The sequence below is a fragment of the Bradyrhizobium sp. USDA 4353 genome, assembly GCF_054063215.1.
In genome coordinates this window covers 6,084,019-6,108,194 of sequence record NZ_JBSSGB010000001.1, presented here as the reverse complement: position 1 = coordinate 6,108,194, position 24,176 = coordinate 6,084,019, and the positions used below count along the sequence as shown (strand labels likewise).

Here is a 24,176-nt window from a genome sequence, read left to right as displayed (position 1 = left end):
TCATCCGCGGGCCTTGCCGGCGCTCTTCTTGGGCGTGGCCTTGGTCGCAGGCTTCGCCGATGTCTTGGCGGCCTTCGCAACCGGCGCACGCGCCTTGCTGGTGGACTCTGATTTCGGCTTGGCCGCGGCCTTCTTCGCCACGGCCTTCTTCGCCGGCTTGGGCGTGTCGTCGTCGCCGCCGGCCTTCGGCTTGGCCGCGGCCTTGGGCTTCGCAGCCTTCTTGGGAGCCTTGGCCTTGCCGCCGCCCTTACTGCCTCCCTTGGCCGCGCGCTCGTCGATCAGCGCGATCGCCTCGGCAAGCGTGATCGTGTCCTTTTCCTTGTCGCCGGGAATGGTGGCGTTGACGCCGCCCGCGGTGACATAGGCGCCGTAGCGGCCGGCCTTCACGGCGACCGGGCCCAGCGAGGGATGATCGCCCAGCGCCTTGCCGGGATCGGCGCCGAAGCGCTTGCTCGGGCCCTTGGCGACCTTCTCGGCGATCAGGGTGACGGCGCGGTTGAGGCCGATGTCGAACACCTCGTCGCCGGCTTCCAGGCTCGCATAGGTCTTGTCGTGCTTGACGAACGGCCCGAAGCGGCCAAGCCCAGCAGTGATCGGCAGACCCGTCTCCGGATGCTTGCCGATCTCGCGCGGCAGCGACAACAGCTTCAGCGCCAGATCGAGATCGACGTCGGAGGGCTGCGTGCCCTTCGGGATGCCGGCGCGCTTCGGCTTCTCGCCTTCGGCATAGTCCTTCTGCTCGCCGAGCTGGATGTACGGCCCGAACCGGCCGGCCTTGACGGCGACCTCGAGGCCGGAGTCCGGATCCTGGCCGAGCATGCGGTCGGCCGCGGCCTCGCTGTCGGCGGCGAGCGGGCGGGTGTAGCGGCACTCCGGATAGTTGGAGCAGCCGACGAAGGCGCCGAACTTGCCGGCCTTCAGATTGAGCCGGCCGGTGCCGCAGGTCGGGCACTGCCGGACGTCGCCGCCATCCTCGCGCGGCGGATAGATGTGCGGCCCCAGCATCTCGTCGAGGGCGTCGAGCACCTGCGCCACGCGCAGGTCCTTGATGTCGTCGACGGCGCCGATGAAGCCGGTCCAGAAGTCCTTCAGCACCTGTTGCCAGGCGATCTCGTTGTTGGAGATGCGGTCGAGCTGCTCTTCCAGGTCGGCCGTGAAATCATACTCGACATAGCGGCGGAAGAAGTTCTCCAGGAAGGCGATGACGACGCGGCCCTTGTCCTCACCGTGCAGCCGCTTCTTCTCCAGCTTCACATAGCCGCGCGCCTTGAGCACATCGAGGATCGAGGCGTAGGTCGAGGGCCGGCCGATGCCGAGCTCCTCCATGCGCTTGACCAGCGACGCCTCCGAGAAGCGCGGCGGCGGCTCGGTGAAGTGCTGGGTGACCGCGAGGTTCTGGCGCTTCAGCGCCTCGCCCTGGCTCATCTGCGGCAGGCGGCGGCTGTCCTCGTCCTCCTCGTCGTCGCGGCCTTCCTGGTAGAGCGCGAGGAAGCCGTCGAACTTGATGACCTGGCCGGTGGCGCGCAGCTCCAGGGTGCGGCCGCCCGCTTTGGCGACGATGTCCACCGTGGTCCGCTCAAGCTCGGCGGATTCCATCTGGCTCGCGATGGTGCGGGTCCAGATCAGCTCGTAGAGCTTGGCCTGATCGTCATCGAGCCGCTTGCGCAGCTCGGCCGGCTTGCGCGACAGGTCGGTCGGGCGGATCGCCTCGTGCGCTTCCTGGGCGTTCTTGGCCTTGGTCTGGTACTGCCGCGGGCTGTCCGGCACGTATTTGTTGCCGTAGATCTCGCCGATCACCTTGCGCGCCTGGGTGATCGCCTCGGGCGCGATCTGCACGCCGTCGGTTCGCATATAAGTAATGAGTCCGGTGGTCTCGCCGCCGATGTCGATGCCTTCATAGAGCCGCTGCGCGATGCGCATCGTGTGCGCCGGCGCGAAGCCGAGCTTGCGGCTGGCTTCCTGCTGCAGGGTCGAGGTGGTGAAGGGGGCCTGCGGATTGCGCCGCGCCGGCTTGGCGTCGACGGTCGCGACCGTATAGCTCGCCGCGTTCAGCGCGTTCTTGAAATCCTCGGCTTCGGCGCCAGTGCCGATGTCGAGCCGCTGGATCTTCTTGCCGTCGGCGCCGACGAGGCGCGCCTCGAAGGTGTCGCCGCGCGGCGTCGCCAAGGTGGCGATCAGCGACCAGTATTCACGGGGCACGAACTTCTCGATCTCGAGCTCGCGGTCGCAGACGAGGCGCAGCGCCACAGACTGGACGCGGCCGGCCGAGCGGGCGCCGGGCAGCTTGCGCCACAGCACGGGAGAGAGCGTGAAGCCGACGAGGTAATCGAGGGCGCGGCGCGCCATATAGGCGTCGACCAGCGCGCCGTCGATCTGGCGCGGATTTTTCATTGCCTCCGAGACGGCCTGCTTGGTGATGGCGTTGAACACGACGCGCTCGATCTTCTGATCCTTCAGCGCACGCTTCTCCTTCATCACCTCCAGCACGTGCCAGGAGATGGCCTCGCCCTCGCGATCAGGGTCGGTGGCGAGAATCAGGCGGTCGGCGCCCTTGAGCGACTTGGCGATGTCGTTGAGTCGGCTGGCGGCCTTGGGGTCCACCTCCCAGATCATCCGGAAATTTTCTTCCGGATCGACGGAGCCGTTCTTCGCCGGGAGGTCGCGGACATGGCCGAACGAGGCCAGAACCTCATAGGAGGAGCCCAGATACTTATTGATCGTCTTGGCCTTGGCAGGCGACTCCACGATGACGATATTCATGTATTTCCAATAGCTTAGTGGAGGGACTGAAGCCGGTTTCGCGGGATTCGCGCTCGGCCCGTTGATCCGAACATGGGTGGTGAGGGGGTTCCTGTCAAATCGGGGGGCGCTGAAAGTCGATTGCGTCCCACTGGGGAAGTACCTATCAGGTTGTAGGGAGCGCCATTGGAACCGTGCTCTTTTTCCAATGTTTTTCCTTAAATACCCGTCATGGGATAGGTCGATTGGTCAAGGAAGCGGACAGACGCGGCCCCGATATAGAAGAGTCGATGGAGGATCCCGATGCCGCGGCGGCGCTGATTGCCGAGGTCACGGCGAGCCTGTCGCAGCTCGCGCAGCGGCATAATCTCGACATGCTCGACTATCTCCTGCGCATGGCCAATCTCGAGGCCGAGGAGCACCTGCGGCTGCGCAGCCGGCGCAAGCTGTCCTGAATTGCGGCTCGACGCGGCGCCAAGGTCGTCTCCTCGGGGGGCAGCGGCGTCCAGTCCCTTGAGTAGAGCAGATGGCGGGCGCGTTGGCGTCCGAGCTGTCACCGGGCGGCATCCGCCTCAACATGGTCGCGCCAGGTACGATCCGCATGCCGCGTTGGCGACGCGAAGATCGTGGAGCCAGGATCGCTGCGACGGCGACACCTCGCCGCGTCCCCACCGGTGCGAACGGCGACTGCCTGCTCTTGCTGCAGTCGCCGAAGCATCTCAGGCCGCGAGAGCGCTTGCCGTCTTCAGCGCATTTGCCAGCGCCTGCTCGCGTTGCTCGGGTCCGACCATGATGCCGTCGGCCGCAACGAATTCGGGCGCCGTCACGCCGATGAAGCCGAGCACACCGCGCAGATAGGTTTCGAGATGCTCGAGCGCCGCCGCTGGTGCAGAGCCGTAAAAGCCGCCGCGTGACAGTGCGACGATCACGCGCTTACCGCCGACGAGGCCCTCGGGGCCATTGGCGCCATATCGAAATGTCTTGCCCGGGACCAGAATGCGATCGATCCAGGCCTTCAGCTGGCTCGGAACAGAGAAGTTGTACATCGGTGCGCCGATCACGATGATATCGGCGCTGAGAAACTCTTCGAGCACCGCTTGCCCGGCGGCAACGTCCGCCTGCACGGCAGGGTCGGAGGGAAGAACGCCATGAGCAATCGCCACGTGCGCTCCGGACAGATGCGACAGCGGCGTGGCTGCGAGATCCCGGTAGGTGACTTCGAGACTGGGCGTGATCTCGCGCAAGCGATTGACGATCGCGGCTGACACCTGACGGCTGACGGAGTTGGGGCCGAGCACGCTGGAGTCGATATGGAGCAGTTGTGTCATAGGTCAGTCACCTCGGTATTCGTTTGTAACTGGCGCACTATGAGTGACTGTGCTGTAACCCCACAAGAACGCACATTTTTGAAACCCGGGTACATCCGTGACACCTGCTGACAGCGATGATCCTGACCTTCCGCCGGAGCCGCAGCACAATGACTGCCGCGGCGTCGCATCGATTCTGGCGCGTGTCGGCGACAAATGGAGCGTGTTCGTCATCATGATGCTGCAGGACGGACCGAAGCGCTTCAACGAGCTGAAGCGCCTCGTCGGCGGCATCTCCCAGCGCATGCTGACCTTGACGCTCCGCGGGCTCGAGCGCGACGGGCTGGTGACGCGGACGGTGTTTCCGACCATCCCGCCGCGGGTCGACTATGAGCTGACCGATCTCGGCCGCGGCTTGTCGCAGCCGGTGCAGGCGCTCGGGCACTGGGCCATCGAGCACCAGGACCAGATCGAGCAGGCGCGCTCACGCTTCGACGCACGCAAGGATGGCGGCTGAGCGTCAGGTGAGCGACACCATCCCGCCGCCGTGACGTTCCAGCCGGCCGGCCAGCTCGAGCTCCAGCAGAACCATGCGCAGCACGGCGGGCGACAGGCCGCTGAGCCGGATCAGGTCGTCGATCGACACCGGCGTCGGGCCCAGCAGGGCCGTGATCTGCGCGCGGTCGTGGCTCTCGGGATCGGGCGCGAACAGCTCCTCATCGGGCTCGCGCAGCGACAAGGGCAGCGGCCGTTGCAGGATGGGGCCGACGGCCTGGATGACGTCGGCGGCCTCGGTGACCAGCGTGGCGCCCTGCTTGATCAGGTCGTTGGTGCCGGCCGAGCGGGGATCGAGCGGCGAGCCGGGAACAGCGAACACCTCGCGGCCCTGCTCGCCGGCCATGCGGGCGGTGATCAGCGAGCCGGAGCGATGCGCGGCCTCGACCACGACGACGCCGAGCGAGGCGCCCGAGATCAGCCGGTTGCGGCGGGGGAAGTCGCGGGCGCGCGGCTCGTGTCCGAGCGGCATTTCGGAGATGGCGGCGCCGCTGCCATTCACGATGCTGCCGAGCAGGTCGACATGCTCCGGTGGATAGATGCGGTCGTGGCCGCCGGCGAGCACCGCGACCGTGCCGCTCGCGAGGCTCGCGCGATGGGCGGCCTGATCGATGCCGCGCGCCAGGCCTGAGATGATGACGAAGCCGGCCTGGCTGAGCTCATGGGCGATCTGGCCGGCGAATTTGAGCCCGGCCGCTGAGGCATTGCGTGAGCCGACGATGGCGATCATCGGCCGCATCAGGGCGTCGCGGGCGCCGCGCACCCCGAGCAAAGGCGGCGCATCTTCGCAGGTGGCGAGCCGGGGCGGATAGCCGTCCTCGTCCGGCGCCCGAAGCTGGACGCCCCGGCGTTGGCAGGCCTCGAGCTCGGCGTCGGCCTGGCTTACGGTGCAGATCCGGCCGCTCGTGGCGGCGCCGCCCCGGCGCGCCAGGTCCGGCAGACGCTCCAGCGCGGCGCGGGCCGTGCCGAACTGGTCGAGCAGCGCGCGGAAGGTGCGCGGGCCGACATTGTCGGAGCGGATCAGGCGCAGCCGGTCGCGCCGCTCGGTGTCGCTCAGCTCGATCGTCGTGTTGATCGCGTCCACGCCAGCCTCCTCGAAGAAGGCCAGCATGGAGCAACCCGAGGGCGCGGGGAAGAGGGGGCGCTACGCCGGAGCGACCTCGCGCAGCTCCTCGGTGGCGGTGACCGGCCGCTCCTCGGCGATTGCCGGCATCGTGCCGGCAGGCGCCTCGCGCAGCCAGCGCTCGGCGGCCTCACGCCCGCGCTGATGCAGCATGGCGATGAAGTCGCTGTCGAAGTCGGTGGCCTCGCGCTGCGCCAGGGACTCGATCTCCTCCTCGGCGGCGAGCCGATGCATGCGGGGCGGATGCAGCCCGTCGCTGCGGGCCCATTCCAGCGCCGCGAGCTCGGCGTTGAGCACGGCATTGGCGGCGATCTGGTCGAGGCGGCGATCGATCGCGGCCGAGGTCATCGGCACATCACCGTCGCGCGCCGGCGTGACCTGGACGACCAGCAGGTCGGCCGCGCTGGATTCGTGCGCAATCTGGATCAGCGGCGGATTGGCGGCATAACCGCCGTCCCAGTAGCTTTCACCGTCGATCTCCACGGCCGCATGCATCTGGGCCGGGCAGGTCGAGGCGAGCAGCACGTCCGGGGTGATGTCGCCGTTGCGGAAGATCTGCGGCTGGCCGTCGCGGACCCGGGTGGCCGCGACCAGCAGCCGCGGCGCGCCCGCGCCCTGCACGGCGCCGAAATCGATCGTCGCGGTGAGGATGTCGCGGAGCGGCGCCAGATCGAGCGGGTCGGCGCGGCCGCCGCGCAGGCCAGTGCCGAACGAGACTGCGCTGCTCGCCGGCGAATAGCCGCCGATCAGCATCAATGCGCGGAACGAGGCGTCATCGGCAAGACCGGTCCAGAACTCGGCGAGGCGACCGCGGGCCTCGTCGCGGCCGCCATTGGCAAGGCCGCTGGCGAGCAGCGCCGCGTTGATGGCGCCGGCGCTGGCGCCGCTGATCGTGTCGAAATCGCAGGCCGGCTCCTCGAGCAGGCGGTCCAGCACGCCCCAGGTGAAGGCCGAGAAGGTTCCGCCGCCCTGCAAGGCCAGCGACAGCTTGCGCGGCGGCCACACACGCGGTGGCGGCGGCAGCTTTGCGTTCGCGATCGTCTCGGCCAGGGAGCGCTCCGGCGTCTCGGCGGGCTTCGGCTCGGCGATGGCGGTCGCGCCCGTGGCGGCGATCATCATCTCCACGACGGCCGCGGCGCTTTCGCACGACGTCTCTTTTGCCGTCAGCGTGAGCGGGCTCTCGACGACCGGATCGGCTACGACCTCGCGAGCCGCAGGCTCGATCGCTACAGCCTGCGTCGGTTCAGCGGCGTTGCCGGCCGATGCGAACGGATCGTCGGTGGACCAGATCTGAGCCGCGGAAAGAAGGGCGCTGGCGCTCGATCGCGTGGGTGTAGACATTTGCTGCGCCGACTCCTCATCAGTGCGGTGCTCGCGCGCAAGTCGCGAGCCGCTTGAATTGGTCTTGCGTGTTCAGATGCCGGAATCATGACAGGCAATCATGATTCACACCAGAGTCCGGCGTTAACTTATTAGCTGATGATGTGGCGGTGTTGCTGCGTTGCCTCTGTAATTGCAGGGCTAGACACAGGATATCCGCATTTGCACCGTATTTGCACGGAGTGATTACTTCTTAGCACCGATCTTGCTCTCTGTGCCGGCCTGCAAGCGCTTGATGTTTTCGCGATGCATGTAAATGAGCAACAAGGTGATCAAAGCAAACAACACGGCCAGCGCGGTGTGGCCGAAAGCCCACAACACGAGCGGCGTCAGCACGCTCGCGACGAGTGCAGCCAAGGATGAGTAGCGGAAGGCGAAGGCGGTCGCGAGCCAGACCAGGCAGAAGAAGATCGCACCCGGCCAGAACAGGCCGATGAGGACGCCGATATAGACCGCGACGCCCTTGCCGCCGCGGAATTTCAGCCACACCGGGAACAGGTGTCCGAGGAAGGCGCCGAGGCCGGCGGCCATCGCCGCATTGGGCCCGCCGAGATAACCGCAGATGATCACGGCCGCCGTACCCTTCAGCGCATCGCCGAGCAGGGTCGCGGCGGCGAGGCCCTTGCGGCCGGTGCGCAGCACGTTGGTGGCGCCGATATTGCCGGAGCCGATGCTGCGCAAATCCTGGGTGCCGGCGAGCTTGGTCAGGATCAGGCCGAACGGGATCGAGCCGAGGAGATAGCCGATGATGAGAGCCACCGGCAGGAAGGCTTCGGAACCCATCACACAACTCCTTGCGGGTGATGCCGTGCGTCAGACATGTTCGAATACGGTGCGGCCGCCGACGATGGTCCGCACCACGCGTCCGGTGAAGCGGGCCTCGTCGAACGGCGTGTTCTTGCACAATGATTTCAGATCGGCCGGATCGAGGATCCAGGGCACGTCCGGATCGATCACGATGATGTCGGCCGGCGCGCCCGCGCGCAAGGTGCCGCCGGGCAGGCCGAGCAGCTCCGCAGGGCGCGTCGACATCGCGCGGATCAAGGTGGTCCAGCTCAATTCGCCGCTGTGCACCAGCCGCAGCGCGGCCGACAGCATCGTCTCCAGGCCGACGGCGCCGCTCGCGGCCTCCGCGAATGGCAGCCGCTTGACCTCGACGTCCTGCGGATTGTGGTCGGACATGATGACGTCGATCAGGCCCGAGGCGAGCGCCTCGACCAGCGCGCGGCGATCGACCTCGGTGCGCAGCGGCGGCGTCAGCTTGAGGAAGGTGCGGTAGGGGCCGATGTCGTTCTCGTTGAGCGTCACGTGGTTGATCGACACCGAGGCGCTGACGGCAAGCCCCGCGTCGCGCGCGCGCTTGAGGACATCGAGCGAGTCGACCGCGCTCAGCGCCGCCGCGTGATAGCGGCCCTTGGTGAGGGCGACGAGGCGCATGTCGCGCTCGAGCACCACGGCTTCGGCCGCTGGCGGAATGCCGGAGAGGCCGAGGCGCGAGGCGAACTCGCCTTCGTTCATGACGCCTTCGCCGACGAGGTTGGGATCCTCGGTGTGGTGCACGATCAGGGCGTCGAAGTCGCGGGCGTAGGTCAGCGCGCGGCGCATCACCTGCGCGTTCATCACGCTGGTGTGGCCGTTGGAGAAGGCGACCGCGCCGGCGGCGCGGAGCAGGCCGATCTCGGTCATCTCCTCGCCGCGCAGGCCCTTGGTCAGCGCCGCCATCGGCTGGATGTTGACGATCGCGGTGTCGCGCGCGCGGCGCAGCACGAAGTCCACGGTCGCCGAATTGTCGATGACCGGCTCGGTGCCGGGCTGACAGATGATGGTGGTGATGCCGCCGGTCGCTGCCGCCTGGCTCGCGCTCGCAAAGGTCTCGCGGTGGCCGAGACCCGGCTCGCCGACGAAGGCGCACATGTCGATCAGGCCGGGCGCGACGATCTGGCCGGCGCAGTTGATGACATCCGTTCCTTCCGGCACGCCGGCGGCGCCGATGCCGCGCTTGAGGTCGCGGATCACGCCATCGGCGATCAGCACGTCACCGGGACCGTCGATGTCGCGGGAGGGATCGATGACGCGCGCATTGGCGAGCAGGATCGGGCGGCGGTCGGTCAGCATGTCGTTTCGTCCCGACTATCAAGCATTGGGCAGGTTGCGGGCCAGCGCCTCGAGCACGGCCATGCGCACGGCAACCCCCATTTCGACCTGTTCCCGGATCAGCGACTGCGCGCCGTCGGCGACGATGGAGTCGATCTCGACGCCGCGGTTCATCGGCCCGGGATGCATCACCAGCGCATCCGGCTTGGCGTAGGCGAGCTTCTTCTGGTCGAGGCCGAAATACTGGAAATATTCCGACGAGGACGGCACGAAGGAGCCGTTCATGCGCTCACGCTGCAGGCGGAGCATCATCACGATGTCGGCGCCGTTCAGCCCCTCGCGCATGTCGCGCGCGACCTCGACGCCCATCCTCTCGATGCCCGGCGGCAGAAGCGTGGAGGGGGCCACGACGCGGACGCGTGCGCCCATCGTGTTGAGCAGGAGGATGTTGGAGCGCGCGACGCGCGAATGCAGCACGTCGCCGCAGATCGCGATCACCAGGCCCTCGATGCGCCCCTTGTTGCGGCGGATCGTCAGTGCGTCCAGCAGCGCTTGCGTGGGATGCTCATGCGCGCCGTCGCCGGCATTGATCACGGAGCCGTCGACCTTGCGCGCCAAGAGCTCCACCGCGCCCGAGGCGTGGTGGCGGACCACCAGAATGTCCGGATGCATCGCGTTGAGCGTGACGGCGGTGTCCATCAGGGTCTCGCCCTTCTTGATGGACGAGGACGACACCGACATGTTCATGACGTCGGCGCCGAGCCGCTTGCCGGCGAGCTCGAACGAGGATTGCGTCCGCGTCGAGGCCTCGAAGAACAGGTTGACCTGGGTCCGGCCGCGCAGCACGGTGCGCTTCTTGTCGACCTGACGATTCAGCTCGACATACTCCTCGGACAGATCGAGGAGACCGGTGATGTCGTGGGCGGAAAGGCCCTCGATTCCCAGCAAATGCCGGTGCCCGAGGACGAAAGTCGATTTCGGAGAGGTTGCCATTAAAGCCAGAGCTATAGGCGCGGTTTCCATGGCGGGCAAGGCCGAAAGCCGGGGTTCCGAGTTATCCCCCGTTCCGTCCCGGGGCCGCCGGACATTCGCAAGGTGGCGGTTGATCGCCGCCGGTGGCCTCCTTCCATGGGCGGTCCTGCTGGCGGGCATCGTTCCGGCCTCGGCGGCCAAGCTGCTGGCGGATTTCGTCTACCTCCGCGACATCGACCCGACGATCCAGCAGGACATCCGCTATGCCGGCAGCAACAACTTCGTCGGCCGTCCCTTGCCGCGCTACGAGGCGGCCGAATGCATCGTGAGGCGCGATGTCGCGCTGCGGCTGCAGGCGGCTCAGACCGAGCTGCGGCCGCGCGGCTTGTCGTTGAAGATGCTCGACTGCTACCGGCCGGTGCGCGCGGTCGCGGAGATGCTGGCGTGGTCCGAAGATGGCGTCGAGACCACCGCCGGCCGCCGCTACATGCCTGGCGTTGCGAAGCGCGACCTGTTCCGGCTCGGCTACATCGCCGTGCGTTCCAGCCATTCGACCGGTGCGGCGCTCGATCTGACGCTGGTCGAGCTCGCGGCCGACAATACCGCGGTGTTCGATCCCGCCAAAGACTATGCGGACTGCACGGCGCCGGCGGCGCTGCGGGCGCCGGAAGGCAGCGTCGATATGGGGACCGGGTACGATTGTTTCGACGGCAAGGCTCATACTGCAGCACGAGACCTGACGCCGGAGCAGCGCCGCTGGCGCAACGAGCTGGTGACTGTGATGGCGCGGCAAGGGTTTGTGAACTATGCCAGGGAGTGGTGGCACTTTTCACTGCCGGGCGCCGGCACGACCACCTATGTTTTTCCCATTCGGCCGCGCCGATGATCGAACTCTCCAGGGTACGGCCATGACCCCGACATCATTCGAGACCCACGAGGTCTTCAACCAATCTCCGCCGTTCGAGGACGTGAACCTGTTCACGGCCGACCGGCCGCTGATGGACGCCGTGAAGGCGAGTGGCGGCGCTGACGCCGAGCGGGAACTCACGTCATTCGGCGCGCTGTGGGGATCGGCCGACATGGCCGAGCAGGGGCGCCTCGCCAATGAGAGCACGCCGAAGCTGCGCAGCTTCGACGCCAAGGGTTTTCGCCGCGACGTTGTCGAGTTTCATCCGGCCTATCATCGGATGATGACGCGCTCGGTCGAAGCAGGCTTGCACAACTCGACTTGGACGGCGCAGGGCAATCCAGTCGGAGGCAGCTCCGAGGTGGTGCGCGCCGCAAAGTTCTATATCGCCTCGCAGGTCGAGAGCGGGCACCTGTGTCCGATCACGATGACGCGCGCCTCGGTCGCAGCGCTGGCCGCCCAGCCGGATCTGCTGGCGCGGACCATGCCGGTGATTGCGACCCGCGACTACGATCCGGCGTTTGCGCCGTGGTGGCAGAAGCGCGGCATGACGCTCGGCATGGGCATGACCGAGAAACAGGGCGGCACCGACGTCCGCGCCAACATGACGCGTGCCGAGCGCACGGCCGACAGCTATCGCATCACCGGCCACAAATGGTTCATGTCGGCGCCGATGTGCGACGCCTTCCTGGTGCTGGCGCAGGCCGAGGGCGGCCTGACCTGTTTCTTCATGCCGCGCTTTGCGCCGGACGGATCAGTCAACGCGCTGCGCTTCCAGCGGTTGAAGGACAAGCTCGGCAATCGCTCCAATGCCTCCTCCGAGGTCGAGTTCGCAGGCGCTTACGCCGAGCGTATCGGCGAGGAGGGCAGGGGCATCCACACCATCATCCAGATGGTGCAGCTGACGCGGCAGGACTGCGCGATCTCGTCCGCCGGCCTGATGCGCTCGGGGCTTTCGCACGCGCTGCATCACGCGCGTCACCGCAGCGTGTTCCAGAAACATCTTGCCGACCAGCCGCTGATGCAGGCGGTGCTCGCCGACATGGCGCTTCACGTCGAGGCGACGGCGGCGCTGGTGATGCGGCTGTGCCGCGCGTTCGATCGCATGCACGACGACGCGGCCGAGGCAGCCTACATGCGGTTGCTGACGCCCGCGATCAAATACTGGGTGTGCAAGAGCGCGCCGCCGTTTCTCTATGAGGCGATGGAGTGCCTCGGCGGCAATGGCTATGTCGAGGACGGCATCCTCGCGCGCCACTTCCGGGAGTCGCCGGTCAACGCGATCTGGGAAGGCTCCGGCAATGTGATGTGCCTCGACGTGTTGCGCGCGCTGTCGCGTGAAGCCGAAGCAGCCACTGCCGTCCTGAAGAGACTGGCCGACGAAGCGCGGGGTCTGCCTGGCGCCCCCGACGCCGTCGCCATGATCAGTGAGGCCTTCCGGCGTGGCGACAGCGAGCGCATCGCGCGTCTTGCCGTCGAGAAGCTGGCTCTGCTGGCCGCCGCGGCCGCGCTCAATGCGGTGACGCCCGCTCACGCCGAGCTGTTCGCCGCCACGCGGCTCGCCAATATTCATCCGAGCATGTATGGCGCCATCGATCTCGAGCCCGCCGCCACCCGTGCCTTGCTGGAGCGCGCCCTGCCTTGACCGATACGCCTGAAGCCGCCGTCATCGATTCCCTCGACCCGCTCCAGCCGCCGCAGCAGGTCGCTCCGGCGCAGCATCAGCCGCGCACGCTCGGCTTCTGGCGGACGACGTTGTGGGGTCTCCTCATCATCGTCCTGTTCTTCATCGGTCAGCTAACGCCGATCCTCTATCTGCTGCTGCGCCATGACGGCGCGTTCACGGGGCCGGTCGAGCTTCAGACCGCCGCGGTCCAGATCGCGAGCCGGTCGCTTACGGTCTCGCTGTCGGCGATCATGGGCGTGCCGGCGATCCTGCTGCCGATCTATTTCGCCGTCCGCCACACCCGCCTGTCCTTCGCCGATTATCTCGGCCTGCGTTGGACCGGCTGGAAGAATTTCGCCCTCGGTGTGGTCGGGATGGTCGTGATCCTCGGCTGCTGGGAGCTGGCCGCGCATCTGAGCGGACGCGGAGACACCTCGTCGAGCTTCATGGTGGACATCCTGAAGACGGCGAGAGGCGACGGCGTGGTCTGGCTGATGATCATCGCCTTCTGCGTCGCGGCGCCGGTGTCCGAAGAGCTGATGGCGCGCGGCTTTCTCTACCGCGGCTGGTCGGAATCTTTCCTGCGGGTGCCCGGGGCCATCCTGCTGTCATCAGCGGTCTGGACCGTCCTGCATCTTCAATACGACTGGTTCGCCCTGCTGAACGTGTTTTCGCTCGGCGTGTGGTTCGGCTATCTGCGCTACCGCACCCACTCGCTGTATCTGACCATGGTGCTGCACGGGCTCAACAACCTCGCGGCCACGATCCAGACGATGTGGCTGGCGAGCGGCCAGTCCTGAGCGCGGATTTCAGCTTGTCCAGGCGATCGCGAGCGGCATGGTGATCGCCGCCAGCACCGTCTGCAGCGAGATGATCTGTGCCAGCAGCGGCGCGTCGCCGCCCATCTGCTTGGCGAGCACATAGGCGCTCGGCGAGGTCGGCACCGCCGCGCAGATCGCCACCACCACGAGGCTCTGGCCGCTGACGCCGAACCATGCGGCAAGACCGATGGCAAGGATCGGCATCAGCACGAGCTTGAGCACGACGCCGAGTGCCGCAGCCGCGCCGGCACGCCGCAGGCCCTCGAAATGCAGGCCCGCGCCGGTGACCAGCAGGCCGATCGGCAGCGAGGCCTGGCTGAGCGCATCGGCGGTGTCGTGCCAGAGCTTTGGCAGCGGCAGATGCACGACGTTGAGCAGGAGCCCGACCACACAGGCCCAGATCAGCGGATTGCGGATGACGGTGGCGACGATCTCGCTCATCGAGCGCCGGTTCGGCGAGGCATAGTGTGCGAGCACGGCCACGCTGAAGACGTTGACCATCGGGATGATCGCGATCATTCCCACCGAGGCCACCGCGAGCCCGGTCGGCCCGAACAGGCTGCCGGAGACGCTGAGGGCCACATAGGTCTGCCAGCGCGTCGCCCCTTGGAAGATCGAGGTGAAGGCCGGGCCGTCGACGCCGGATCGGGCGAGCAGGGGGCGCAGCGCGAGGCACAGCGCGGAGATGGCCAGCATCGCGACGAACAGCGCGCCGCCGACGCCGGCCACCGGCACTTTGCTGAGATCGGCCTTGACCAGGCTCTGCAGCAGCAGCGCCGGAAACAGCACATAATAAGTCAGCCGCTCCAGCCCATGCCATTGCGTGTCGAGCCGGATCAGGCTGCGGCGCAAGCCGAAGCCGATGATGATGAGCAGGAACACCGGCGCCAGCGCCGCGACGACGGGGCTCATGGGCTTACTGGCCGGAGCGGCGCAGCGTCGTCAGCCGGTCGAGCGCGCCTTGCAGGATGAAGATCGCCGCATGGGTGTCGATCACCTCGGCGCGCCTGGCGCGGCTGACATCCATGCCGATCAGCTCGCGCTCGACCGCCGCGGTCGAGAGCCGCTCGTCCCACAGCCCGATCGGCAGGTCGGTGAGGCCCGCGAAATTGCGCGCGAAGGCGCGGGTCGACTGCGCCCGCGGCCCCTCGCTGCCGTCCATGTTGATGGGAAGACCGAGCACGAAGCCGACCACCTTGCGTTCCGCCGAGATGGCGAGCAGCCGCGCCGCGTCGGCCTTGAAGGCCTTGCGTTGGATGGTCTCGACGCCGGTGGCGAGCTTGCGGCCCGGATCGGACACGGCGACACCGATCGTCTTGGTGCCGAGATCGAGGCCGACGAGCGCACCGCGCTCGGCCCAGCGGCCGGCGGCGTCGATGAGGGGGAGGATGGGAGCAGGCATGGCGCGCCGCTTAGCACGCGCCATGCCCGCCAGGCAAAGCAGTAAGCTACCGGATCGCGATCGGGTTGATGTTGCCCTGCACGCCGCCGCGCCAGCGCGGCTGGCCCAGCACGAACAGGAACTCGTAGCCCTTGTCCTTGGCGAGATCGGCGGTGTTCATGTTCTCCAGGATGTAGGTCCCGTTCATGGCGAGCAGGATCTGGTGCACCTCGAACACGTTCTGGGACTCGAACGGCAAGACTTCGAGACCCCAGGTGTCGGCGCCGATTGCGACCACGCCCTTGGAGGTCAGATACTTGGCCCCGTCGACGCCGAGGCCGGGCTCGCCGGCGCCGTAGCGCTTGTCGTCCTTGCCGACCAGGCTGAGCCAGCCGGTGTGGAAGATCACGATGTCGCCCTGGCGGATCTCGACGCCCTGTTTCTTGGCGGCCTCCTCGATCTCCTTGGAATTGAACGCGGTGCCTTCCTTGACCACGTCGGTGTTGTAGTAGGCCGCCATGTCGAGCAGCACGCCGCGCGCGACCAGCGGCGGCACCTTTTCGATCCCGAGCTTCTTCAGGCCGGTCGGATCGGCGAAATCGGCGACCTTGTTGCCGTTGTAATAGACGTGCTCGATGCCGAGATGGCCGAGCCCGTCGATCTGGCTGCCGACGCCAACCCAGCCCTCGATGATGTCGTCATTATAGGTCGCCTTGTTGGGACCGAGGCCGGGATTGCCGGCCTGGCCCGGCTGCACCACGGTGACCTTGAACGAGCGCGGCGGGTAGGCGGGGGTCTTGGAATCGATGATCATCCCAAGCGGGTAGGTCTTGCCGGTCTTCACCAGCGAGGCCGCTTTCACCACCAGTTCCGGCGTCATGTAGTTGGCGGCGCCGATCTCGTCCTGCGGGCCCCATTTCGATTTCGTCCAGTCCGCGGGCTTGTCCTGGGCATTGGCCGTTCCGATCGCAGCCATCATGGCGATCGAGCAGCACAACACGAACGCGTTGCGCATCGCATTTCCTCCGAGGTTGATGTTTGTTGTTTTCGCGCTGGTCAGCGCCGGCATCCTAACTTAGGTCAAGGCCGTTCCAAGTTGTTTTTCGCTTTTGCGTTGCACTGTGCCGGAGTGTCGCATCGGACGATGTTGCCGGGGAACGAGCGGCGCGGTTTCACGCGACGGAATAGGTGCATTGCGTCGGAGCCGCACCGGTCTGCGAGGCTGTCGCTCGCGTGCTTGCCGGAGTAGTGTCGCGCCGCATCCGTGAGGTCGGTCCGATCGCCACGTGACGCCCAAGAACAAGCATGCACAAGGAGCAGCCCATGTGGCCCGATCGCCGCTTTCTCGATCTCGTCAAGACAGAACATCCGATCGTGCTCGCGCCGATGGCTGGGGTGATGGATGCCGATCTGGTCATCGCGGTCGCGCAAGGCGGCGGGCTCGGCTCGCTGCCGTCGGCGATGCTCAGCCCCGAGAAGGCGCGCGAGCAGGTCAACATCATTCGCCAGCGCGTGTCGGCGCCGATCAACCTGAACTTCTTCTGTCACACGCCGGTGGAGGCGGATGCAGCCCGCGAGGCGGGATGGAAGCAACGGCTCGGCGCCTATTATCAGGAGTATGGCGTCGATCCCGCGGCGCCGATCACGGCCGCCAACCGCGCGCCGTTCGATGCCGCGATGTGCGCCGTCGTCGAGGAGCTGAAGCCGGAGATCATAAGCTTCCATTTCGGCCTGCCGGAGCCGAGCCTCTTGGCGCGCGTGAAGGCGACCGGCGCAGTGATCATGGCCTCTGCGACGGTCGTGCGCGAGGCGGTGTGGCTGGAGCGGAACGGCGCCGACGTCATCATCGCGCAAGGCGCGGAGGCCGGCGGCCATCGCGGCATGTTCCTGACCGACAAGCTCGCCGAGCAGGTCGGCACCTTTGCGCTGGTGCCGCAGGTCGTCGATGCGGTGAGGGTTCCGGTGATCGCGGCCGGCGGCATTGCCGACGCCCGCGGCATCGCCGCGGCCTTTGCGCTCGGCGCCTCCGGCGTGCAGATTGGCAGCGCCTATCTGCGCTGCCCCGAATCCAAGGTGAGCGCTCCCGCGCGCGCCGCGCTCGCGGCGGCCGACGACGAATCGACCGTCATCACCAACGTGATGACGGGCCGGCTGGCCCGCGGCGTCGCCAACCGGGTGATGCGCGAGGTCGGGCCGATCTCGCCCGATGCGCCGGCGTTTCCGCATGCGGCGACCGCGCTCGGCCCGCTCAAGGCGGCCGCGGAGAAGCAGGGCAAGGTCGATTTCACCAATCTCTGGGCCGGGCAGGCGCTGCGGCTCGGCAGGGAGATACCCGCGGCGGAGCTGACGCGGACGCTGGCCGAGCAGGCACTGGCGCGGCTCGCGAAGCTGGCGGGCTGACGCCAAAGGAGACGTCGAGCGTAGGGTGCTGCCCTGGGAAAGCCTGAACCCTGCCGGTTGCGGCGCGAAAGCGGCCTCTGCTATAGGGCGGGTTCATCCTTTTCCGTGAGGCCCTATATAATGTCGGTCGATGCCGCCACCGTCCGCCGGATCGCGCAATTGGCGCGGATCGCTGTCACTGACGCCGAGGTCCCGCATCTGCAGGGCGAGCTCAATGCGATGCTGGCCTTCGTCGAGCAGCTCTCGGAGGTGAATGTCGAGGGCGTCGAGCCGATGACCTCGGTGACGCCGATGGCGATGAAGAAGCGCCAGGACGTCGTCACCGACGGCGACATCGCCGACGACATCGTCAAGAACGCGCCGATGACCGAGAACAACTTCTTTCTCGTGCCGAAGGTCGTGGAATAGCCGGGGCAAGTCGGAGCGCTCCTCGCGCGCCATCTGCTCCTCAAACCGACAAGCGAGCCAACGCCGATGTGCATGCTCTGCGACGATGAAGCGGCCTACAAGGCCTATATGGATTATCTCGACGCGATGGAGCGGCAGGGCAAGGCCGCCGATCCGGACAAGGCCGTGAACGAAATCCTCGACCAGCTCGAGGCGGCCAATGCCAACAAGACTCCCCCCAAGAAGAACAAGTTCTTCGCCGACGACACCACGGACGACAAGACGCTCTCCCCGTTCTTCTGCAGCCCGATCAACAAATGACCGATTTGACTTCGATGACCCTCGCCGAGGCCCGCAAGGGTCTCGCCGACAAGACCTTCACGTCGCTGGAGCTGACCGACGCCCATCTCAAGGCGATGGAGGAGGGGCGGGCGCTCAATGCCTTCGTGCTGGAGACGCCGGAGAAGGCGCGCGATATGGCGCGCGAAGCCGATGCTAAGATCGTTAAGGGCGAAGGCGGGCCGCTGGCCGGCATTCCGCTGGGAATCAAAGACCTGTTCGCCACGGAAGGTTTCCGCACCACCGCGTGCTCAAAAATCCTCGGCAATTTCGTGCCGACCTATGAGTCGACCGTGACCTCGCAGCTATGGCGCGACGGCGCGGTCATGCTCGGCAAGCTCAACAATGACGAGTTCGCGATGGGCTCGTCGAACGAGACCTCGTGCTTCGGCCCGGTCGGCAACCCCTGGCGCCGCGAGGGCTCGAACACCACGCTGGTGCCGGGCGGCTCGTCCGGCGGCTCGGCCTCGGCGGTGGCGGCGCTTTTGTGCATGGGCGCGACCGCGACCGACACCGGCGGCTCGATCCGCCAGCCCGCGGCCTTCACCGCCACCGTCGGCATCAAGCCGACCTATGGCCGCTGCTCGCGCTGGGGCATCGTCGCCTTCGCCTCGTCGCTCGACCAGGCCGGCCCGATCGCGCGCACGACGCGCGATGCCGCGATCCTGCTGCGCTCGATGGCCGGCCACGACCCGAAGGACACGACCTCGGTCGACATCCCCGTGCCGGACTACGAGGCCGCGATCGGCAAGTCCGTGAAGGGGATGAAGATCGGCATCCCCAAGGAGTATCGCCTCGACGGCATGCCGGCCGAGATCGAGAAGCTTTGGGCGCAGGGCGCTGAATGGCTGAAGGCCGCCGGCGCCGAGCTGGTCGAGGTGTCGCTGCCGCACACGAAGTATGCGCTGCCGGCCTATTACATCGTGGCGCCGGCGGAGGCGTCCTCGAACCTCGCCCGCTACGACGGCGTCCGCTACGGCCTGCGCGTGCCCGGCAAGTCGATCGGCGAGCTCTACGAGAACACCCGCGCCGAAGGGTTTGGCGATGAGGTCCGCCGCCGCGTCATGATCGGCACCTATGTGCTGTCGGCCGGATATTACGATGCCTATTACATCCGGGCGCAGAGGGTCCGGACGCTGATCAAAAAGGATTTCGAGGACTGCTTCGCCAAGGGCGTGAACGCGATCCTGACGCCGGCGACGCCGTCGGCCGCGTTCGGCATCGGCGAGAAGGGCGGCGCCGATCCGGTCGAGATGTACCTCAACGACATCTTCACGGTGACCGTGAACATGGCCGGCCTGCCGGGCATCGCGGTGCCCGCCGGCAAGGACAGCCAGGGGCTGCCGTTGGGCTTGCAGCTGATCGGCCGTCCGTTCGACGAGGAGACGCTGTTCTCGCTCGGCGAGGTCATCGAGCAGGCGGCGGGACGCTTCACGCCCGTTCGGTGGTGGTGAACGTCGCCGACTTCAAGACGAGCCTCGCGGGCGATCAGCCCGCGACCGGGCTCACGCCGGTGCTGACCGGCCTGTGGTGGCTGGCGAAGGGCGACTGGGACCGGGCGCACAGGATCATTCAGGACGAGACCGGCCGCGACGCGGCCTGGGCGCACGCGCATCTGCATCGCGTCGAGGGCGACCTCGGCAATGCCGGCTATTGGTATCGTCAGGCTGGCCGCCCGGTCGCCACCGATGCGCTCCCGGCGGAGTGGGAGCGCATCGTCAGCACGTTGTTGTCGGCCTAGCGCAGCTTGCCCTTGGGCAGCAGATATTCGTGCACATGCGGGCAGATGTTGCCGCCGCATTTCTCGCCCTTGATCAGCGGATCGAGCTGCGCCAGCAGCGCCTTGGCGTTGAAGATTTTTGGCGGCGCCGGCTCGACCGGCCCGGTCAGGAAGTGCACGTCGCCTTCGATCGCCGGCTTCGGGATGTCGGCGCCGCCGCCGGTGTAGACGAACACCATGCCGCCACGCGCGAGCTGGACCGACATGTCGGAACGGCTGGCGAGATCGGTCTGCGGCCGCCAGCTCGCGACATCAGACGCTTCATCCGCGGAGACCGGAATGCGCGTGCGCAGCGACGGCACCGCGCTGGCGAGCCGCGGCCTGTCGGCCTCATCGGCAGGCCGCCGCATCGCGAACTGCATGTCGGAGAGGATCTCGAACCCGGTGAAGCCCTTCTCGACAGCAATCTCGGCGCAGCGGTTCAGCCAATAGACCTGGACGCTTTCCTTGGTCGTGAAGCCGTTACCGCGGAAGCTCACGCGATAGACGTCGGATCTCAGCTCCTTGGCGTCGAAGCCGCCGGTAAAACCGGACTGTGTGTACTGTGTCGCGCACGACACCAAGGTGAAGGCCGCAGCCGTCACCGCCAGACTCATCAATATTCGTCGCATGCCCCATATCTCCCCCGCGCAATTTTTAGGTTAGGTTCCGCGCGACGGTCTACTTACGGCTGGTTGCGCAGCGGCTGCAGCAAATGCGGCGGATTGCAGCGCTGCCCTTCGGGCACTCGGCGTCGGGCCAAATGCGGGATTTCCTCGCTCTCTCAAGCGCAAGACTGCACGTTGCAGCCGCCGCGGAGGGCGCGGTCCGGCTTGACTGGCGGGTGACGTTGCGCGAAGCCGGATGCAACCCACACTTTTGTCCGGACCGAAAGCCATGAACGCACCTGCCACACCGCACAAGCTGATCAAGGGCGCCACCGGCGACTGGGAGACCGTGATCGGCATGGAGATCCATGCCCAGGTCACCTCGAAGTCGAAACTGTTCTCCGGCGCCTCCACCGCGTTCGGCGGCGATCCCAATAGCCACGTCTCGCTGGTCGACGTCGCGATGCCGGGCATGCTGCCGGTCATCAACGAGGAGTGCGTGCGGCAGGCCGTGCGCACCGGGCTCGGCCTGAATGCCAAGATCAACCTGCGCTCGGTGTTCGACCGCAAGAACTATTTCTATCCCGACCTGCCGCAGGGCTACCAGATCAGCCAGTACAAGGACCCGATCGTGGGCGAGGGCGAGGTCACGGTCGAGCTCGACGGCGGCAAGACCGCCACCATCGGCATCGAGCGCCTGCACCTGGAGCAGGATCCCGGCAAGATGCTGCACGACCAGTCGCCGTCGCTGTCCTATATCGACTACAACCGCTGCGGCGTGGCGCTGATGGAGATCGTCTCCAAGCCTGACATCCGCGACGCCGAGCAGGCCAAGGCCTATGTGACCAAGCTGCGCTCCATCCTGCGCTATCTCGGCACCTGCGACGGCGACATGGAGAAGGGATCCCTGCGCGCCGACGTCAACGTCTCCGTGCGCAAGCCGGGCGGGCCGCTCGGCACCCGCTGCGAGATCAAGAACATCAACTCCATCAGCTTCATCGGCCAGGCGGTCGAGGCCGAGGCGCGGCGCCAGATCGAGATCATCGAGGACGGCGGCGTCATCGAGCAGGAGACCCGCCGGTTCGATCCGGACAAGGGCGAGACACGCTCGATGCGCTCCAAGGAGGAGGCGCATGATTACCGTTACTTCCCCGACCCGGACCTGCTGCCGCTGGAGTTCGACCACGCTTTCGTCGACGCGCTGAAGGCGGCGCTGCCGGAATTGCCGGACCAGAAGAAGGCGCGTTTCATCGCCGATTTCGGCCTGTCGCCCTACGACGCCTCGGTGCTGGTGGCCGAGCGCGAGAGCGCCGCGTTCTACGAGGCCGTGCTGGAGGCGCTGTCGGAGCGGGCGCGCGACGGCAAGCTCGCCGCCAACTGGGTGATCAACGAGCTGTTCGGCCGGCTCAACAAAGAGGGGCGCGACATTGCGTCCTCGCCGGTGTCGGCGTCTCAGCTCGCCTCCATCGTCGCGCTGATCGGCGAGGGCACGATCTCCGGCAAGATCGCCAAGGACCTGTTCGAGATCGTCTGGAGCGAGGGCGGCGATCCGCGCGAGCTCGTCGAAAGCCGCGGCATGAAGCAGGTCACCGACCTCGGCGCGATCGAGAAGGTGGTCGACGAGATCATCGCTGCCAATCCGGACAAGGTCGCGCAGGCCAAGGCGAAGCCACAGCTCGCTGGCTGGTTCGTCGGTCAGGTGATGAAGTCGTCGGGCGGCAAGGCCAACCCGCAGGCGGTGAACGATCTCCTGAAGAGCAAGCTCGGCATCTGAAACGACGATCGCTTGTCTTCGTTCCGACGGCGCGCACGAGGGTGCGCGCCGTTTCTGTTTGGCGCGCGCGGCCAGCGAATCGCCGCGCGCGATTCGCAAAAAAGCCACCGTTGACGAGCGTTCGAGCGCGCACGGCGGTGTGTGCAATGAAAATTTTTTCGTTGCCAAAATTTGCGACTCGGAGTCCGCGCGTGGCTCTTGCCGCGTGAGTCCGCGCGCTGGCCGGCGCAGAGCGCCGCTCTCGCTCAAACATGCGGTCGTTCAAGAAATGCTTGTGGCGCAGGCTTTTCCTGCAATGCCTATTAGTAGCGGGCGCGACGCTGCCGACATCGGCGCTTTCGATTTTGTTGTCCCGCGACGCACTGCTTCGCGCGTTTCGTCAGCCGTACGCGCGCGCGCGTGTCAACACTTCCTTAAGCCGGAAGCTGTTTTTTTTCACTCGTTGGTGTATCGATATGAAGTGCATCTCGATTCCCGAGTGCACGCATCGACTAAGCCAACTCATATCGGAGGGCAACATGGCTAAGAAAGCGAAGAAGGCGAAGAAGGCAGTGAAGAAGGTCGCGAAGACCGCGGCGAAGAAGACTGCCAAGAAGACCAAGAAGGTCGCCAAGAAGAAGTAACTCTCGCAGTCCGCTGCGAGATGAGTCCGGCAGCTTGAAGCCGGCACGTCATTGGAACGAAGGGGCGTGCAGCTCGTTCAGAGCCTGCTGATCACCTAAGGCTCCAATCGACGATAGAGGGTGTCGGCGAGACATCAGGTCAACGGTCGGATCGAACTCCAAGGCAGCGTCGCTGCGGCGGGGCGGTCCGGCAGAAGAAACAGGATTTCTTCGTTCGGTGCAGATCGCGCTTTCGGTCTGCAATCTCACGAGCGGCTCACAGCCAGAGTGAGATCTGATCCTGACGTGTTCGCCGACGCCCTCGATCCCCGGCACCGCGCCGATGGCAGCGGGCCCGATATCCCTTCCCATTCTTTCTTTCCCATTCTTTCGATCTCGATTGCTCGCGCGGTAGGGCGCCGCGCGCCGGCTGTTGCCGTGTGTCGCATGGCGGCGCAGTCGAGCGCTTGCGACGTGGCCCGGGCCTGATGGCTCTGCCGGCGATGCCTGAGCACGCCACGCGCAGCGCTCCCCAATATCCCGATGAGTTTGCCGAAGCTGCGTGCTGCGAAGGACCGCGGCAGGCGTTCGACCCATGGCGTATCGGCCGCGGCCGTCACATCGCGCACGTCCATGCCGGCGGTTGCAGCGGCCAAACAAGCGCGTTTGGCGGATGGTTAGGGGTTTGCCAAACAGAACGGTAAACCGCTCTTTGCCGCTTCAGAAAATATCATCTGAATCAATCGCTTGCGCGGAGGCCCGGACAATCGCGGGCTCTTCGTTCAAGGTTCTTTCAGCACGATGCTTAAACTGCCCTTCAAACTTGATCGGTCATCCTTCGCGCATAAGCCGTCAAACGGCATGGGGACTAACCAGGCGTTGAACAGTTGGACGGGGGCCGCGCTCCAGGGGAGCCGCCTCCTTGTGATGAAGGAGAACTGCGATGTTTCAGGGACAACTCAATTTCGTTGATGTGACCACCGCCGAGCAAGGCGCCAATGGCGACGTGCTGTTCGAGCTCGGCATGCTCTATGCGAGCGGCCGCGACGGTGTCGTCGATCTGATCGCCGCGCATAAATGGTTCAATCTCGCCGCGCTCAAGGGCCGTGTCGATGCGGTCGCGATGCGTCGCGAGGTCGCCGAGCAGATGTCGGAGGCCGAGATCGCTGCTGCGCAGCGTGAGGCGCGTGCCTGGATGACCGCGCGCTGATCATGCTGTGCCGGGGCTCTCCGGCCTCGCGCCTCGTCACGAGGTGAGCGCGAGGTCGGCCGCCGGACGATTGCCGTGGACACGGCCGTCGCACGGCGCACGGTCTCGGATCCTTGATTGCCTCCCGGACGCAAGCCTCGTCCTCCGTCCAC

General features: G+C 66.5%; 23 protein-coding genes. 12 read left to right on the top strand and 11 right to left on the bottom strand.

What is annotated here, in order from left to right; genetic code table 11:
* Positions 1–2,760: a type I DNA topoisomerase gene (topA, locus tag ACVILH_RS27760; protein ID WP_456715722.1), complete on the bottom strand. Its 2,760-nt coding sequence runs from the start codon at positions 2,758–2,760 to the stop codon at positions 1–3.
* Positions 2,761–3,029: 269 nt separating this feature from the next.
* Between topA and ACVILH_RS27755 the strand changes: the two genes are divergently transcribed.
* A complete protein-coding gene (locus tag ACVILH_RS27755; RefSeq protein ID WP_006611232.1) occupies positions 3,030–3,194 on the top strand; it encodes a hypothetical protein in 165 nt (54 codons plus the stop codon).
* A gap of 264 nt (positions 3,195–3,458) precedes the next feature.
* Here the strand turns inward: ACVILH_RS27755 and ACVILH_RS27750 are convergent, their stop codons facing one another.
* Positions 3,459–4,067 (bottom strand): FMN-dependent NADH-azoreductase, encoded by a 609-nt coding sequence (locus ACVILH_RS27750; protein WP_456715721.1) that lies wholly within the window; start codon positions 4,065–4,067, stop codon positions 3,459–3,461.
* A 97-nt stretch (positions 4,068–4,164) separates the two neighbouring features.
* Here ACVILH_RS27750 and ACVILH_RS27745 point away from each other — a divergent pair, with 97 nt between their 5' ends.
* Positions 4,165–4,563 carry a winged helix-turn-helix transcriptional regulator gene (locus ACVILH_RS27745; RefSeq protein WP_456715720.1) on the top strand — a complete coding sequence of 133 codons (399 nt, stop codon included), beginning with the start codon at positions 4,165–4,167 and terminating at the stop codon, positions 4,561–4,563.
* Between the two features lie 3 nt (positions 4,564–4,566).
* On the opposite strand, the gene dprA is transcribed toward ACVILH_RS27745, so the two are convergent.
* The 5 genes from dprA to ACVILH_RS27720 form a co-directional block, all read right to left on the bottom strand.
* Complete coding sequence (dprA, locus tag ACVILH_RS27740; protein WP_456717091.1) at positions 4,567–5,685, bottom strand: DNA-processing protein DprA; 1,119 nt, start codon at positions 5,683–5,685, stop codon at positions 4,567–4,569.
* Between the two features lie 60 nt (positions 5,686–5,745).
* Positions 5,746–7,065, bottom strand: coding sequence for a patatin-like phospholipase family protein (locus tag ACVILH_RS27735; protein WP_456715719.1), 1,320 nt, complete (start codon positions 7,063–7,065; stop codon positions 5,746–5,748).
* A 225-nt stretch (positions 7,066–7,290) separates the two neighbouring features.
* A complete protein-coding gene (plsY, locus tag ACVILH_RS27730) occupies positions 7,291–7,887 on the bottom strand; it encodes a glycerol-3-phosphate 1-O-acyltransferase PlsY (RefSeq protein ID WP_456715718.1) in 597 nt (198 codons plus the stop codon).
* Positions 7,888–7,917: 30 nt separating this feature from the next.
* Positions 7,918–9,219 carry a dihydroorotase gene (locus ACVILH_RS27725; RefSeq protein ID WP_456715717.1) on the bottom strand — a complete coding sequence of 434 codons (1,302 nt, stop codon included), beginning with the start codon at positions 9,217–9,219 and terminating at the stop codon, positions 7,918–7,920.
* An 18-nt stretch (positions 9,220–9,237) separates the two neighbouring features.
* Positions 9,238–10,191, bottom strand: coding sequence for an aspartate carbamoyltransferase catalytic subunit (locus ACVILH_RS27720; protein WP_006611225.1), 954 nt, complete (start codon positions 10,189–10,191; stop codon positions 9,238–9,240).
* Between the two features lie 109 nt (positions 10,192–10,300).
* On the opposite strand from ACVILH_RS27720, the gene ACVILH_RS27715 reads away from it, so the two are divergent.
* Genes ACVILH_RS27715 through ACVILH_RS27705 form a run of 3 tightly spaced genes read left to right on the top strand, consistent with a single transcriptional unit; the run spans position 10,301 to position 13,543 of the window.
* Complete coding sequence (locus ACVILH_RS27715) at positions 10,301–11,056, top strand: M15 family metallopeptidase (protein ID WP_456717090.1); 756 nt, start codon at positions 10,301–10,303, stop codon at positions 11,054–11,056.
* A gap of 22 nt (positions 11,057–11,078) precedes the next feature.
* On the top strand, positions 11,079–12,722 hold the full coding sequence (locus tag ACVILH_RS27710) for an acyl-CoA dehydrogenase family protein (protein ID WP_456715716.1): 1,644 nt from the start codon (positions 11,079–11,081) through the stop codon (positions 12,720–12,722).
* Complete coding sequence (locus tag ACVILH_RS27705) at positions 12,719–13,543, top strand: CPBP family intramembrane glutamic endopeptidase (RefSeq protein ID WP_456715715.1); 825 nt, start codon at positions 12,719–12,721, stop codon at positions 13,541–13,543. The genes ACVILH_RS27710 and ACVILH_RS27705 overlap by 4 nt, the downstream gene beginning before the upstream one ends.
* A gap of 9 nt (positions 13,544–13,552) precedes the next feature.
* Here the strand turns inward: ACVILH_RS27705 and ACVILH_RS27700 are convergent, their stop codons facing one another.
* From ACVILH_RS27700 to ACVILH_RS27690, 3 genes are read right to left on the bottom strand one after another with little or no spacing between them, the layout of a single operon-like run.
* On the bottom strand, positions 13,553–14,476 hold the full coding sequence (locus ACVILH_RS27700; protein ID WP_456715714.1) for an AEC family transporter: 924 nt from the start codon (positions 14,474–14,476) through the stop codon (positions 13,553–13,555).
* A gap of 4 nt (positions 14,477–14,480) precedes the next feature.
* Positions 14,481–14,966: a Holliday junction resolvase RuvX gene (gene ruvX / locus ACVILH_RS27695; protein ID WP_456715713.1), complete on the bottom strand. Its 486-nt coding sequence runs from the start codon at positions 14,964–14,966 to the stop codon at positions 14,481–14,483.
* Between the two features lie 46 nt (positions 14,967–15,012).
* The gene (locus ACVILH_RS27690; RefSeq protein ID WP_456715712.1) at positions 15,013–15,960 is read right to left on the bottom strand and encodes a cyclase family protein; all 948 of its coding nucleotides are present in this window, start codon (positions 15,958–15,960) and stop codon (positions 15,013–15,015) included.
* Between the two features lie 308 nt (positions 15,961–16,268).
* On the opposite strand from ACVILH_RS27690, the gene ACVILH_RS27685 reads away from it, so the two are divergent.
* The 5 genes from ACVILH_RS27685 to ACVILH_RS27665 all read left to right on the top strand — a co-directional run bounded on the left by ACVILH_RS27685 (position 16,269) and on the right by ACVILH_RS27665 (position 19,812).
* Complete coding sequence (locus ACVILH_RS27685) at positions 16,269–17,345, top strand: NAD(P)H-dependent flavin oxidoreductase (RefSeq protein WP_456715711.1); 1,077 nt, start codon at positions 16,269–16,271, stop codon at positions 17,343–17,345.
* 120 nt (positions 17,346–17,465) lie between these two features.
* Entirely contained in the window at positions 17,466–17,753 is a 288-nt protein-coding gene (gatC, locus tag ACVILH_RS27680) for an Asp-tRNA(Asn)/Glu-tRNA(Gln) amidotransferase subunit GatC (protein ID WP_009027600.1), read from the top strand.
* Positions 17,754–17,819: 66 nt separating this feature from the next.
* On the top strand, positions 17,820–18,053 hold the full coding sequence (locus ACVILH_RS27675; RefSeq protein WP_456715710.1) for a hypothetical protein: 234 nt from the start codon (positions 17,820–17,822) through the stop codon (positions 18,051–18,053).
* Positions 18,050–19,525, top strand: a complete 1,476-nt coding sequence (gene gatA, locus ACVILH_RS27670) for an Asp-tRNA(Asn)/Glu-tRNA(Gln) amidotransferase subunit GatA (protein ID WP_456715709.1) — start codon at positions 18,050–18,052, stop codon at positions 19,523–19,525. Before ACVILH_RS27675 ends, gatA begins: the two co-directional genes overlap by 4 nt.
* Positions 19,516–19,812 (top strand): hypothetical protein, encoded by a 297-nt coding sequence (locus ACVILH_RS27665; RefSeq protein WP_456715708.1) that lies wholly within the window; start codon positions 19,516–19,518, stop codon positions 19,810–19,812. The genes gatA and ACVILH_RS27665 overlap by 10 nt, the downstream gene beginning before the upstream one ends.
* Here ACVILH_RS27665 and ACVILH_RS27660 read toward each other — a convergent pair.
* Positions 19,809–20,462: a CC0125/CC1285 family lipoprotein gene (locus ACVILH_RS27660; protein WP_456715707.1), complete on the bottom strand. Its 654-nt coding sequence runs from the start codon at positions 20,460–20,462 to the stop codon at positions 19,809–19,811. The two genes, ACVILH_RS27665 and ACVILH_RS27660, sit on opposite strands and share 4 nt — an antisense overlap.
* 265 nt (positions 20,463–20,727) lie before the next feature.
* Here ACVILH_RS27660 and gatB point away from each other — a divergent pair, with 265 nt between their 5' ends.
* Entirely contained in the window at positions 20,728–22,212 is a 1,485-nt protein-coding gene (gene gatB, locus ACVILH_RS27655) for an Asp-tRNA(Asn)/Glu-tRNA(Gln) amidotransferase subunit GatB (protein WP_456715706.1), read from the top strand.
* Positions 22,213–23,757: 1,545 nt separating this feature from the next.
* Positions 23,758–24,024, top strand: a complete 267-nt coding sequence (locus tag ACVILH_RS27650) for a hypothetical protein (RefSeq protein WP_456715705.1) — start codon at positions 23,758–23,760, stop codon at positions 24,022–24,024.
* Positions 24,025–24,176 lie beyond the last annotated feature (152 nt).

Bases quoted from the DNA above. Each gene is read 5' to 3' on its own strand.
- topA (WP_456715722.1), bottom strand. From the start codon at position 2,760: ATGAATATCGTCATCGTGGAGTCGCCTGCCAAGGCCAAGACGATCAAT.
- ACVILH_RS27755 (WP_006611232.1), top strand. From the start codon at position 3,030: ATGGAGGATCCCGATGCCGCGGCGGCGCTGATTGCCGAGGTCACGGCG.
- ACVILH_RS27750 (WP_456715721.1), bottom strand. From the start codon at position 4,067: ATGACACAACTGCTCCATATCGACTCCAGCGTGCTCGGCCCCAACTCC.
- ACVILH_RS27735 (WP_456715719.1), bottom strand. From the start codon at position 7,065: ATGTCTACACCCACGCGATCGAGCGCCAGCGCCCTTCTTTCCGCGGCT.
- plsY (WP_456715718.1), bottom strand. From the start codon at position 7,887: ATGGGTTCCGAAGCCTTCCTGCCGGTGGCTCTCATCATCGGCTATCTC.
- ACVILH_RS27725 (WP_456715717.1), bottom strand. From the start codon at position 9,219: ATGCTGACCGACCGCCGCCCGATCCTGCTCGCCAATGCGCGCGTCATC.
- ACVILH_RS27720 (WP_006611225.1), bottom strand. From the start codon at position 10,191: ATGGCAACCTCTCCGAAATCGACTTTCGTCCTCGGGCACCGGCATTTG.
- ACVILH_RS27710 (WP_456715716.1), top strand. From the start codon at position 11,079: ATGACCCCGACATCATTCGAGACCCACGAGGTCTTCAACCAATCTCCG.
- ACVILH_RS27700 (WP_456715714.1), bottom strand. From the start codon at position 14,476: ATGAGCCCCGTCGTCGCGGCGCTGGCGCCGGTGTTCCTGCTCATCATC.
- ruvX (WP_456715713.1), bottom strand. From the start codon at position 14,966: ATGCCTGCTCCCATCCTCCCCCTCATCGACGCCGCCGGCCGCTGGGCC.
- ACVILH_RS27690 (WP_456715712.1), bottom strand. From the start codon at position 15,960: ATGCGCAACGCGTTCGTGTTGTGCTGCTCGATCGCCATGATGGCTGCG.
- ACVILH_RS27685 (WP_456715711.1), top strand. From the start codon at position 16,269: ATGTGGCCCGATCGCCGCTTTCTCGATCTCGTCAAGACAGAACATCCG.
- gatC (WP_009027600.1), top strand. From the start codon at position 17,466: ATGTCGGTCGATGCCGCCACCGTCCGCCGGATCGCGCAATTGGCGCGG.
- ACVILH_RS27675 (WP_456715710.1), top strand. From the start codon at position 17,820: ATGTGCATGCTCTGCGACGATGAAGCGGCCTACAAGGCCTATATGGAT.
- gatA (WP_456715709.1), top strand. From the start codon at position 18,050: ATGACCGATTTGACTTCGATGACCCTCGCCGAGGCCCGCAAGGGTCTC.
- ACVILH_RS27660 (WP_456715707.1), bottom strand. From the start codon at position 20,462: ATGCGACGAATATTGATGAGTCTGGCGGTGACGGCTGCGGCCTTCACC.
- gatB (WP_456715706.1), top strand. From the start codon at position 20,728: ATGAACGCACCTGCCACACCGCACAAGCTGATCAAGGGCGCCACCGGC.
- ACVILH_RS27650 (WP_456715705.1), top strand. From the start codon at position 23,758: ATGTTTCAGGGACAACTCAATTTCGTTGATGTGACCACCGCCGAGCAA.